The organism is Gemmatimonadaceae bacterium, assembly GCA_036273715.1.
Taxonomy (GTDB): domain Bacteria; phylum Gemmatimonadota; class Gemmatimonadetes; order Gemmatimonadales; family Gemmatimonadaceae; genus JADGGM01.
Genome location: DASUHB010000072.1, coordinates 18783 through 31690 on the forward strand (window position 1 = coordinate 18783; position 12908 = coordinate 31690).

At 64.7% G+C, this 12908-nt stretch carries 10 protein-coding genes; 9 read left to right on the top strand and 1 reads right to left on the bottom strand.

What is annotated here, in order from left to right:
* Nucleotides 1–56 precede the first annotated feature (56 nt).
* Entirely contained in the window at nt 57–1010 is a 954-nt protein-coding gene (locus tag VFW04_17070; GenBank protein HEX5181046.1) for a tetratricopeptide repeat protein, read from the top strand.
* A 65-nt stretch (nt 1011–1075) separates the two neighbouring features.
* On the opposite strand, the gene glnA is transcribed toward VFW04_17070, so the two are convergent.
* Nucleotides 1076–2440, bottom strand: a complete 1365-nt coding sequence (glnA, locus tag VFW04_17075; protein ID HEX5181047.1) for a type I glutamate--ammonia ligase — start codon at nt 2438–2440, stop codon at nt 1076–1078.
* A gap of 556 nt (nt 2441–2996) precedes the next feature.
* On the opposite strand from glnA, the gene VFW04_17080 reads away from it, so the two are divergent.
* From VFW04_17080 to VFW04_17115, 8 genes are all read left to right on the top strand, one after another.
* On the top strand, nt 2997–3440 hold the full coding sequence (locus tag VFW04_17080; protein ID HEX5181048.1) for a hypothetical protein: 444 nt from the start codon (nt 2997–2999) through the stop codon (nt 3438–3440).
* Nucleotides 3441–3481: 41 nt separating this feature from the next.
* Nucleotides 3482–4321 (top strand): MqnA/MqnD/SBP family protein, encoded by an 840-nt coding sequence (locus VFW04_17085; GenBank protein HEX5181049.1) that lies wholly within the window; start codon nt 3482–3484, stop codon nt 4319–4321.
* A gap of 187 nt (nt 4322–4508) precedes the next feature.
* Nucleotides 4509–5648 carry an HD domain-containing phosphohydrolase gene (locus tag VFW04_17090; GenBank protein ID HEX5181050.1) on the top strand — a complete coding sequence of 380 codons (1140 nt, stop codon included), beginning with the start codon at nt 4509–4511 and terminating at the stop codon, nt 5646–5648.
* 153 nt (nt 5649–5801) lie between these two features.
* Nucleotides 5802–7229: a TolC family protein gene (locus VFW04_17095; GenBank protein HEX5181051.1), complete on the top strand. Its 1428-nt coding sequence runs from the start codon at nt 5802–5804 to the stop codon at nt 7227–7229.
* Nucleotides 7226–8374 carry an efflux RND transporter periplasmic adaptor subunit gene (locus tag VFW04_17100; GenBank protein ID HEX5181052.1) on the top strand — a complete coding sequence of 383 codons (1149 nt, stop codon included), beginning with the start codon at nt 7226–7228 and terminating at the stop codon, nt 8372–8374. The genes VFW04_17095 and VFW04_17100 overlap by 4 nt, the downstream gene beginning before the upstream one ends.
* A complete protein-coding gene (locus VFW04_17105) occupies nt 8374–11481 on the top strand; it encodes an efflux RND transporter permease subunit (GenBank protein ID HEX5181053.1) in 3108 nt (1035 codons plus the stop codon). The genes VFW04_17100 and VFW04_17105 overlap by 1 nt, the downstream gene beginning before the upstream one ends.
* A gap of 234 nt (nt 11482–11715) precedes the next feature.
* On the top strand, nt 11716–12240 hold the full coding sequence (locus VFW04_17110) for a hypothetical protein (protein ID HEX5181054.1): 525 nt from the start codon (nt 11716–11718) through the stop codon (nt 12238–12240).
* Between the two features lie 222 nt (nt 12241–12462).
* Entirely contained in the window at nt 12463–12903 is a 441-nt protein-coding gene (locus VFW04_17115; protein ID HEX5181055.1) for a MerR family transcriptional regulator, read from the top strand.
* The last annotated feature ends 5 nt before the right edge of the window (nt 12904–12908 follow it).

The window sequence follows — 12908 nt, forward strand, 5'->3', positions numbered from 1 at the left end:
CCGGAGACGTCAACCCGGTCCGGCGCCACGCGCCGATTCACTCATGGAGGTTTGCCATGCTTCGCCCGCGGATCCACCCCATCCTTGCCGCTGCAGCCGCTCTAGCCCTCGCCGCCTGCGGCGGGTCAAAGGAGCACGCTCCCGTCCAGCAGCAGCCGGTGGCCAGCGCCGCTCCCACTCCTGTCACGCCCGTGCCCGACACGACGACGGCCAACTCGGTTCCGCCTAACGTATCGTACGCGACCGCCGACTCGGCGTTCCGCGCGCGGCAGTACGCAGCGGCCACCGACATGTTCGACGCCTACACGAAGCGGCGTCCCAGGAACGCCTGGGGCTTCTACATGCTCGGGCTGTCGGCGTGGAAGAGCGGCCAGCTCGACCGCGCTGATTCCGCTTTCCAATCCGCGATCGCGCTCGATGGCAAGAACGTGAAGAGCTACATCAACTCGAGCCGCGTCCTGCTCGACCAGCACCGCCTCGGCGACGCGCGCGGCCAGATCGGGCGCGCGCTGGCTCTCGATTCCGGCAGCGCGGAGGCCTGGCGCGTCCTCGGCCGCGTCGAAACCGCCGCCGGCCGCGCGGATGATGCGTTAGGCGCGTACCACACCGCGCTGGCCATCGATCCCCAGGATGCGTGGTCGATGAACAACATGGGCGTGCTGCTGATCGGCGCCGGCCGCTACGGCGAAGCGCTCGGTCCGCTGGCGCGCGCCGTGCAGATCGATGACAGCGTGCCGTCGTTCGAGAACAACCTCGGATTGGCGCTCGAGCGCACGGGCCACATCACGCTCGCCGGACAGGCGTACAACGCGGCGCTGGCGATCGACTCGACGTACGAGAAAGCGAAGGTGAGCCTGGCGCGTCTGCAGGGGCACAGCGACCAGCCGGGTCTCGACTCGGTGAGCGTCGCGTCGCTTGGCGATGCGTTCGCCGGCGAGATAGACGGCTGGCGCGCGACGCGGAAAGTGGCGGTGACCGAGCCGGCGCCCGATTCCACAAAGCGTCCGTGATCGTTAGGCGCCGACAGCGGCCGGGCCGTCCCCGTCGGGGCGGCCCGGCCTGCATCGCGGTGCGCTCAGTATTTCTCGAGGTAGTTCTCGAGCTCCCACGCGCTCACCTGCGTGATGTAGTCGCGCCATTCCTGGCGCTTGGCGTCGAGAAAGTGCTCGGTAATGTGGCTGCCTAACGCTTCGCCGATCACTTTGTCCTTCTCGAGCTCGTCGCAGGCCTCGTTGAGGTCGTGCGGTAGGTCGTCGATGCGCAGCCGGCGCTTTTCGCGGAACGACATCTCCCAGATGTTGACGTCCACCGGCTCCCGATAATCGGCCGCCGTCTCGACGCCATCGAGGCCGGCGGCCAGCATCACCGTCAACGCAAGATACGGATTCGCCGACGGATCGGGCATGCGCAGCTCCACCCGCGTGCCCGCACCGCGCCGGTCCGGAATGCGGATGAGCGGCGACCGGTTGCGCATCGACCACGCCACGTTCACCGGCGCCTCGTAACCCGGCACCAGCCGCTTGTACGAATTGACTAACGGATTGGTGATCGCGCTGAACCCGCGCGCGTGCCTGAGCAGTCCGCCGATGTAGTGCAGCGCGATCGGACTCAGCTCCCACTGCGCCTTCTTGTCCCAGAAGGCGTTTTCGCTGCCCTTGAACAGCGATTGGTGCGTGTGCATTCCGCTGCCGTTCTGGCCGAAGATCGGCTTCGGCATGAACGACGCGACCAGACCCACCTGATGCGCCACGTACTTCACGACGAAACGGAACGTCGCGATGTTGTCCGCCGTCGTGAGCGCATCCGCATATCGAAAATCGATCTCGTGCTGGCCGTGCGCCACCTCGTGGTGCGCCGCCTCTACCTCGAAGCCCATCTTCTCGAGCAGATCGACGATCATTCGCCGCGCATCTTCGCCCAAGTCCACCGGCGCGAGATCGAAGTAGCCGCCCACGTCGTGCGTTTCCGTCGTCGGTCCACCGGCCGATGGTTGCTTGAACATGAAGAACTCCGCTTCCATCCCGGCGTTCATCGTGTACCCCAACGCGCGTGCGCGCTCGATCTGGTGCTTGAGCACGGCGCGCGGGTCGCCGGCGAACGGTGTTCCGTCAGGCAGCGTGATGTCGCAGATGAGACGCGCCACCCGATTGTGCTCGTCGCCCCACGGGAACACGCGAAACGTGCTCAGGTCAGGTGCGAGCAGCATGTCAGATTCCTCGATCCGCACAAACCCTTCGATCGATGAGCCGTCGAACATGATGTTGGCATCGAGCGCTTTCTCGAATTGGGACGCCGGCACCTCGACGTTCTTGTTCACGCCGAGGATGTCGGTGAACTGCAGACGGAGAAATCGCACCTCGTGCGTTCGCGTCAGCTCGAGGATGTCCTTTTTGGTGGCCCCTGCCGTGTCGGGAACGATCGATCGATTCTTCGTCGGCACGTCACGTCCTCATGTCGTGGAATGGGCGCTGCGCAGATCTCGTCTCGCGGCGCAGCCATGAATGTCGGCGCAGCCGCATGGGCGGTGCAAGGCTCGGCGCCTCGACGCTGGGAATTGCGAGCGCAGTGCCGTCGTGCCACGGCTGCGGCTACATTCCCATCGAACCATTGATTCAGACGCAGCGATGCCCGCCACTTCTACAACCACACCTGGTACCTGTCCGAGCTGTGCCGCTCCGGCCAGCGGGCGATTTTGCGCCAATTGTGGCGCGCCGCTCGCCGGTGCGACGTGCGGCTCCTGCCGCGCGCCGCTCACGCCGGGCGCCAAGTTCTGTCACCGCTGCGGAGCGGAGGCTGGTGCCGCACCGACGAACACGCCTCCCACGAGCGAGCACGGCGGGTTCAATGCGGCGCTTCCCTGGGCCGTTGCCGGTATCGCGCTGCTTGCGCTCATCGCTCTGGTCGCGGGCCAGCGGTTCGGCCGGCGCCCGGCACCCGCGGCCGCCTCACAGGAGGTCGCACAGGCTCCGCCCGACGATGGCGCCGGCCCGACCCCGGTGCGGGGCCCTGACATCTCGTCGATGTCGCCGCGCGAGCGCGCCGATCGATTGTACGATCGCATCATGCGGCTGGACTCCGAGGGCAAGAAAGACAGCGCGGCCTTCTTCGCGCAAATGGGGATCTCGGCGTACATGATGTTGCCGCGGCAGGACGCCGACTCGCGATACGACATGGGCCGCATCGCCGAAGTCGCCGGTGCGGCGCCCGTCGCGCAAGCGCAGGCGGATACGATTCTGGCCCAGGACTCCACTCATCTTCTGGGACTCATCCTGGCCATTTCCACCGCGCGCGACGCGGGCGACACCGCCACCGCCCAACGGATGCAGGAGCGGCTCGTCGCAGCGCAAGCGTCCGAGTTGGCGACGAACAAGCCTGAATATCAGCGGCACCAAACCGAGATCGCGGCGGCTATCGACCAGGCAAAGAAGGCCGTCCGGTAAGGCCAAACCGCGCGCCGACCACTACAGACTCGCATCCAATCATGCCTGTCCGAACCATTCGCGTTGCCCACAGCCCCGATTCCGACGACGCGTTCATGTTCTACGCGCTGGCCGCCGGTAAAATCGACACCGGCGACCTTCGCTATGTGCACGAGCTGCAGGACATCGAGACGCTCAACCAACGTGCGCTGCGCGCCGAGCTCGAGGTGACTGCCGTTTCGATTCACGCCTATGCACACATTGCCGACCGCTACGCGCTCCTTCCCCACGGCGCGTCCATGGGCGACCGCTACGGCCCACGCTTGGTGGCGCGCGCGCCGATCACGCGCTCGGGTGTGCGCGGTCTGCGCATCGCGATTCCCGGCCCGCTCACGAGCGCATACCTCGCGCTCCGACTCTACGAGAAAGAGTTCGAGGCCGTCTTCACACGATTCGATGAGATCGAGGACGCCGTCGTCGACGGCACGGTCGACGCCGGTCTGCTCATCCACGAAGGGCAGCTCACGTTCGGCGACCGCGGCCTGCACCTCATCGTGGACCTCGGCGAATGGTGGTACGGTGAGACCGGCCTGCCGCTCCCGTTAGGCGGCAACGTCGTGCGCAAGGATCTCGGTCCGGCGCTCACCAAGCGCATCTCGCACGATCTGCGCGCCAGCATCTCCTATGGTCTCGAGCACCGCACGGGCGCGCTCGATCACGCCATGCAGTTTGCACGCGGCCTCGACCGCTCGCGTGCCGACACCTTCGTCGGCATGTACGTGAACGACTGGACGCTCGACTACGGTGACGCGGGTCGCAGGGCGGTGCGCGAGCTGTTGTCGCGCGGCGCGCGCGCCGGAGTGATCGATCACGATGTCGCGGTGGAGTTCGTGGCCGAGTGAGAGATCACTAATTCGGAAGGGTTGCTCGCCTTCCTGGCGATCGTCTCCCACCGAGCATCCCCGTTGTTATCGTTCGAGTCGTGTCCTCCGATGCCTCGTTCGGGCCCGCCTGCTCCGACTCACGCGTCCACCCGCCGCCGATGCCTAACTCGAGTGCGAATCCGGCGACCGTCGCGCGCTTCCGCCAGTGGTGGCTGAAGTGATGCGTCTCGCGTCGCCGTATCCCCCGCTCGACAACGGCATCGAGGCCGCGCCGAACGTCGGCGATGCGCCCGATCTCGCGAAGCGTCTGCTCGTCGTCGACGACGAGGACTCGATTCGCAACGCGCTCACGCGCTTCCTGAGCACGCGCGGGTTCGAGGTCGAGAACGCGTCGTCGGGGGCCGCTGCGCTCCGCATCCTCGGACGCGAGCGGTTCACGCTCATGCTGTGCGACGTCCGCATGCCGGGCATGACGGGTCTCGACGTCCTGCACAAGGCGCTCGAGGATGATCCCGATCTGGCCGTCGTCATGCTCACGGCAGTGAACGACGCGGTTACTGCCACCGAAGCGCTCTCGGGCGGTGCCTTCGACTATCTCGTCAAGCCCGTGGAACTCGATAAGCTCGAGGGCGCGCTGGACCGCGCACTCCACAAGCGCACGCTCGTCGTCGAGCAGCGACGCGTCGAGCAGTTGATCCGTGACGAAGTCGCGAGCCGCACCAAGGAGCTCGAGCACGAGCAAGCTGCGCTGCGCTCGCTGACGGTGAGCGTCGCCGAAACGCTCATCAACGCGATGGAAGCCAAGAGCATCTACCTGCGCGGACACTCGCAGCGCGTGGCCGAGCTCGCGGCGTCGATCGCCGATGGCTTGTCGCTCGACGCCGACACGATCGAAGCCATCCGCATGGCCGGTCACCTGCACGACGTCGGCAAAATCGGCATTCGCGAGGAGATCCTGAACAAGCCTGGCAAGCTGACGGCCGAGGAGTTCGCGCACGTGAAGGACCATGTGCGAATCGGGATGGAAATTCTCGCTCCGCTCCAGCACCTCGGCGTCGTTCTAGACTATATCCACGATCATCACGAGCACGTGGATGGCAGCGGCTACCCGCGCGGTTTGTCGGGCGATGCGATTTCGCTTGGCGGTCGGATTTTGTGCGCCGCCGACACGTTCGATGCGCTCACCTCGCGCCGTGCGTACCGTGACCCCATGACACCGCGCGCCACCGTCGAGTATCTCGCCGATAGCGTCGGCCAGCTCCTCGATGCGAACGTGTACGACGTGCTGCGGCGCGTCGTCCTCCGCCGCAAGACGCTCGTCTTCATCGACGATACGCCCGCCTAAGGCGGGACGCCACAGCGACCTCAGCATTGACTCCGGCTCCCGGTTGCTACCAACACGGGAGTGCCGCTGTACGTAGTTTGTGTTGTGAATCCTTCGATATTCGTCGCCCGGCAGCGCGCGCGTGCCTGCGCCGCCGCTGTCGGCGCGTGTTTCGTGGTCGCCGCATGCGTGCATACGCCGTCCGTCGATGGCGTTGCAGGCGCTGCGCCATCGCCCGCGCAGAACTGGACGCCGCCCGCGCACATGAAACGCGACACGACCAGTTCGCACGGCAATGTCGAGATCCCGGCCGACATCGAGCAGCGTTTGCAAACGCTGACGCTCGCCGACATCGTCGATCTCGCACTGCGCAACAACCCGGCCACCCAGATTTCGTGGGCTAACGCGCGCGCCGCCGCGGCGGCGTACGGATCGAAACGCGGCGACTATCTGCCGACCATCGACGGCGACGTCACGGGCACCACGCTCAAGACGGTTGCCACGCAGGGTCGCGCTGCGGTCCAGCAGAAAACGCTCGAGCCAAGCGTCTCGATCTCATACCTCGTGTTCGATTTCGGCGGACGATCGGGCGGCATTGAAGCGGCCAAGCAAGCGCTCTTCGCGGCGGATTGGACGCATAACCTCACCATCCAGAACACGGTGCTCCAAGTCGAGACCGCGTACTTCAATTACATGGCTGCGAAGGCGTTGGTGACGGCGCAGGAAAGCACGCTCAAGGATGCGCAGGCGAATCTCCAGGCGGCGCAGGAGCGGCACAAGGTGGGACTCGCCACCGTTGCCGACGAGCTGCAGGCCAGGACGGCCGTGTCCCAGGCGGAGCTCGATCTGGAAACGACGCAGGGGCAGCTGGCCACGACCCGCGGCACGCTCGCGCTTGCGTTAGGCTTGCCGGCCAACACCCCGTACGATCTCCAGCCGCCTAGCGTACCGGCCACCGTGCCGGTCATCGCCGACAGCGTCGACACGCTCATCGCGATGGCCTTGCGCGACCGGCCCGACCTCGCGGCGGCCGAAGCGGACTACGAGCAGGCGAAAGCGAACATCAGCGTCGTCCGCGCGACCCGCCTGCCGTCGCTCACGCTCAACGGCACCGGCGCGCGAACGTACTCGAAGGCGCTCTCGAATGGCGCCGACAGCTACACGCTCTCGCTCGGCCTCAGCATTCCCATCTTTGCCGGCTTCAGCCGTGCGTACAACCAACTCGCTGCTGAAGCGGAGCGCGACGCGGCTGGCGCGCGGCTCGACCAGACGCGGCAGCAAGTCGTCTTCGACGTGTTCAGCTCGTACCAAACGCTGCAGACATCGACGAAGCGCGTCTCCTCCGCCGATGACCTGCTCGCCAGCGCCCAGGAGTCGGAAGACGTGGCGCTCGGCCGATACAAGCAAGGCGTCGGAAGCGTCCTGGACTTGCTCACCGCACAAGCGGCGCTCGCGAGCGCACGGGCGCAGCAAGTTCAGGCGCGTTGGACGTGGGAAACATCGTTGGTGCAGTTGGCGCACGACGCGGGTATCCTCGACGTGCATGGCGGCAACCCGATCCACCTCACGCCGGATACCACACAATCGAAGCCCCCACAATGATCGATATTGCAGTCCCGCGGAACGCCTGGCAGTGGGTGACGAAGCGGCGAAATCTCATCGCCGCCGCAGGCGCCGTGCTGTTGCTGGTTGCGTGCAAGGACCCGAAGAAACCGAAGTCGGCAGCGGTGCCCGTGGCAGTCGCGCACGTCGAAAAACGCGATGTGCCTTATGAGATCGACGCCACCGGCACGATCGAGCCGATGCAGACCGTTTCCGTCTCGGCGCAAGTCGGCGGCATCCTCACGCACATCGACTTCAAGGAAGGCGATGACGTAAAGCAGGGGCAGGTACTTTTCCAGATCGATCCGCGACCGTTCGAAGCAGCGTTGCAGCAAGTCCGCGCCGGGCTCGCCAAGGACAGCGCCCAGCTCACGACCGCTCTGCAGGACGAACAGCGCTTCGCCCAACTGGTGCAGAAGGATTACGTCACGCAGCAGCAGTACGACCAGGCGAAAGCCAATGCGTTGTCGAGCAAAGCCACGGTCAACGCGGACGAGGCGCTCGTCGAGACCGCGAAGCTCAATCTCGAGTACGCCACGATTCGTTCGCCGATCGCCGGACGCGCCGGCGCCATCCTGCTCAAGGAAGGCAACCTCGTGCACGCGGGCGGCACCCCGCTCGTGGTGATCAATCAGATTCGCCCGATCATGGCGCGCTTTGCGGTGTCGGCCATACACCTTCCGCGCATCCGGAAGTACCAGAGCGATACGTTGAGTGTTGTCGCCCAACCGGCGAGCGGCCTAGGCGCACCCAGCCGGGGTACGCTGTCGTTCCTCGATAACGCGGTGGACACGACGACAGGAACGATCATGATGAAAGCCAGATTCCCCAATACGGATGCGGTGCTCTGGCCCGGCGAGTTCGTGAACGTGGCGCTCGAGCTCTACGTCGAGAAGGGCGCTGTCGTGGTTCCGACGACTGCGGTCGTGCAGGGCCAGTCCGGAACAGCGGTGTTCACGGTGAACGACAGCGGCGTCGCCGAACAACGGGCCGTACAGGTGGAACGCACGGCAGGGGACATGTCGATCATCGAGAAAGGGCTCACTCCGGGCCAGACGGTGGTGACGGATGGACAACTCCGCATTACCGATGGCACGAAGGTGCAGATCCAAGGCGCGACTAACGGCGATCAGCCGAGGCCCTGATGAATATCGCGGGAATATGGATTCGACGGCCCGTCATGACGACGCTCGTCATGATGGGCATTCTGATCTTCGGGATCGTGGCGTACCGCCAACTCGCCGTCAGCGACCTGCCGACGGTGGACTACCCGACGATCAACGTCAGCGCATCCCTCCCCGGCGCGAGCCCGGAAACGATGGCATCCGCGGTCGCAACGCCGCTCGAGAAACAGTTCTCGACCATCGCCGGCATCGACGTGATGACGTCGAGCAGCAGTCAGGGCTCGACGAACATCGTGTTGCAGTTCACGCTGGACCGGAACATCGACGCCGCCGCGCAGGATGTGCAGGCCGCAATCTCGAAGACGCTGCGTCAGCTGCCGCAGAACATCATCCCGCCCTCGTACCAGAAGGTCGACCCATCGGCGTCAGCCATTCTGTATTTGGCGCTCACCTCGAAGACGCTGGAGCTCTCGCAGCTCGACGAATACGCCGAGACGTATCTCGCCCAACGATTGTCCACGGTGTCGGGCGTGGCGCAGGTGCAAGTGTACGGCTCGATGAAATACGCGGTGCGCGTGCAGCTGGATCCACAGGCGATGGCCATCCGCAAGATCGGCATCGACGAAGTGGTCAACGCGATCGATAACGCGAATGTGAATCTGCCGACGGGCGTGCTGTGGGGCGCGAACAAAGCGTACACCGTGCAGGCGGACGGACAGCTGCAGGACGCGAAAGCATTCCGGCCGATGATCGTCGCCTACCGCAACGGCGCGCCCGTGCGACTGCAGGACATCGGCAACATCGTGGACGGCGTGCAGGACTCCCATCAGGCGAGTTGGTACAACGGCGCGCGGGCCATCGTGCTCGCCATTCAACGCCAGCCGGGCACCAACACAGTGCAGGTGGCGACCGGCGTCAGGCAGGCGCTCAAGCAGATGGAGGAAGAGTTCCCGCCCTCTGTCCGCGTCGACGTGCTGCACGACCACTCCGAGTCCATCGCGGCGTCCGTGAAAGATGTGAAGTTCACGCTCTTCATCACGCTGTGCCTGGTCGTGCTCGTGATCTTCCTGTTCCTCAGGAACGTCTCGGCAACCGTGATTCCGAGCCTTGCGCTGCCGATGTCATTAGTCGGCACGTTCGCCGTGATGTATCTGCTGCACTACAGTCTCGACAACCTGTCCCTGATGGCGCTCACGCTTTCAGTCGGCTTCGTCGTCGATGACGCCATCGTCATGCTCGAGAACATCGTTAGGCACATCGAGATGGGCGAACCGGTGTTCCAGGCCGCTCTCGATGGGTCGCGTGAGATCGGCTTCACCATCTTGTCGATGACGATGTCGCTCGTGGCGGTATTCATCCCGATTCTGTTCATGGGCGGTCTCATCGGCCGCCTGTTCCACGAATTCGCGGTAACGATCGGCGTCGCCATCCTGGTGTCGGGCTTCGTCTCGCTCACCCTCACGCCGATGCTGTGCAGCCGGTTCCTCAAGTCGCATCACGGCGAGGAACACGGCCGGTTCTTCAATGCCACCGAGCGGATCTACGATCGGGTGCTCGCGGCGTACGAGCGCACCCTGCGCACCGCGATGGATCACCGCCGCAAGGTGCTCGTGTTTGCAGGCCTGATTTTGCTCGGCACGGGATTGCTCGCAGTCGTAACGCCCAAAGGATTCCTGCCCAGCGAGGACCAGAGCTTCCTGTTCGGAACGACTGAGGCGGCGGAAGGCACCTCGTTCGACGCCATGGTCGCGCATTCGGAGCAGGTCTCGAAGATCATCCAAGCAGATCCGAACGTCTCCGACTACATGGTCTCGGTAGGCACCGGCGGGCCGAACAACACGATCAACGACGGTCGGGTTCTGCTTCACCTCAAGCCCCTCGACCAGCGAAAGCTGTCGGCAGATCAGATCCTGCAGGAGGAGGAGCAGAAATTCGCATCGCTCACCGGCATGCGGGTCTATCTGCAGAATCCTCCGGCGATCAACATCGGCGGACACTCCACCAAGAGCCAGTACCAGTTCACGCTCCAGAGCGCCGACATTCAAGCGATGTACTCGGCGTCCAACAAATTGCTGGCGCGCATGGAGAACATTCCCGGTCTGCAGGATGTCACCACCGACTTGCAGATCAAGAATCCGCAGGTGAACGTCGCGATCGATCGTGACCGTGCGTCGTCGTTGGGCGTGACCGCATCGCAGATCGAGAATGCCCTGTACGACGCGTACGGTCAGGCACAAGTGTCGACGATCTACACGTCGAACAACCAGTACTGGGTGGTGATGGAGCTCGAGGACCAGTACCAACGCGACCTGTCGGCATTGAACCTCCTGTACGTGAAGTCGAGCTCCGGAGATCTCGTGCCGCTGTCGGCGGTAGCGCACCTGTCGCCCGACATCGGTCCTCTCACGGTGAATCACTCGGGACAACTGCCGTCGGTGACGTTGTCGTTCAACCTCGCGCCGGGCGTGTCCTTGGGCGACGCAGTTTCACGCGTGCAGCAGGCAGCCAGCGAGATCCTTCCATCGAGCGTCTCGACAGCATTCTCGGGAACAGCGCAGGCTTTCCAGCAGGCGCAGGCCGGATTGTTGGGCCTACTCGTCCTCGCGGTCGTCGTCATCTACATCGTGCTGGGCATCCTGTACGAGAGCTTCGTCCATCCGCTCACAATCTTGTCCGGGTTGCCGTTCGCCGGATTCGGCGCGCTGCTGTCGTTGTTCATCTTTCACACCGATCTGAGCATCTACGCGTTCGTCGGCATCATCATGTTGATCGGATTGGTCAAAAAGAACGCGATCATGATGATCGACTTCGCCATCGAAGCCGAGCGCGGCCAGGGCAAGTCGGCGCACGATGCCATCCTCGAGGCCTGCTCCGTTCGCTTCCGTCCAATCATGATGACCACGATGGCGGCGTTGATGGGCACGCTGCCCATCGCGCTGGGCACGGGCGCCGGCGCCGAGTCGCGCCGTCCGCTCGGCATCGCGGTGTGCGGCGGCCTCGCGTTCTCGCAGCTCGTGACGTTGTACGTAACGCCCGTGATCTACACATATCTCGATTCGTTGCAGCGGCGCTTGCACGCGTTCGAGCCCCAGGCCGAGGGCGCCGCGCTGCCCGCAACCGGAGATTGACCAACGGACTCGAGACGCGCACCTTGCGCGCTTCCCGGGTCACGCGGGTGATGCCCGAAGCCGCACGTGGCGCTCCGCGTTGGCCCTCGTCTTGACGGATTGAAGGATGTGTTGTATTGGGAGCTTCGGGCGGGAGGCTGCATGAGGGTACGCCACGAGCTCCACCTATGACACGTTCAACGAGCACATACCCGCAGCACCACGTGCTACGCGACAACACGACAGGAGGCAATCATGCCGCGCGGTGACGAGTACAACGAGAAGCTCCACCTCTCCGAGCACGATGACGACGAGGATGATCTCGGATACGGTGGCGGCGGCTCGTCGTATGACGATGAGGAGGAGGAAGAGACGAGCGGCTGGGGCATGAAAACCCATAGCGACGATCTGTGGGATAGCACAGACGAGGACGAGGAAGACGAAGAAGGCGCGACCGAAGACGACGGTGGTGAAATCGAGGAAGAAATAACCATCGTCAGCACGCCGGCCACGCCATCCGCGGGTGGGATGGGCTCTGTTTCTCGTCCTCCTGCAAGGAAAGGCGCGGCTCCGGCCAAAGCGCCCCCGCCGAGGTCAGCACCGGCGGCAAAGAAGGCTGCTTCCAAACCTGCAGCCAAGAAAGCCGGCAAGAAAAAGGCGGCGAAGAAAGCCCCCCGCCATGCGGCGGCCAAGAAAAAGTCGGCCGGGAAAAAGGCCGCGCGCAAGAAGACGTCGGCAAAGCACTCGAGCGGTAAGGCCGGCGCACGTAAGAGAAAGTAAGATCTCGTCCCAGGCAGTAATCGGCGGCGAGGCGCCCTGCGCCTCGCCGCTCGTCGTTTCCACATCTGCCGAGGGCGCTCCTGTCGCGTAACTGGCGCGTCCGTTATTCTTTGCCCCATGGTTGATTCACCGGTCCCGCTACTCCGAGCGCACGGTCGCCACGCGCCGTGGAACGCTCGCGGACTGGCTGGTCATGCGACGTCGCTAGTCAATGCCGCAGCAATGCGACCCACCAACGCCGCGGCTCGCGCCGAGCCGAGTGCGCGCGCCGTGCGCTACTACGTAGCAAGTGGTCTGCTCGACCGGCCCGAAGGAACGGGCACATCCGCAACGTACGGATATCGCCACCTGCTGCAGCTGCTGTTCGTGAAAATCCGCCAGCGGGAAGGCCAGCCGCTCGAGAAAATTCGCGACGAGATGCGCGAGCTCACGGGCGATGCGCTCGAGCGGCGCGTTGCGGCATCGCTCGCACCAGCGCTCACTATGGGTACGGATACCGTCGTCGCCCAGGAGACGGCCACGGAAGGCGTGTGGCATCGCATCACGGTCGCCAACGGCATCGAGCTGCACGTGCGCGATGACTCGCCCGCGTCGCGCGACGATGCGGTGCTCGCGATGCGCGACGCCGTGCGCGCGACCCTCGGCCGCGACGACATCCGCTGACCCAC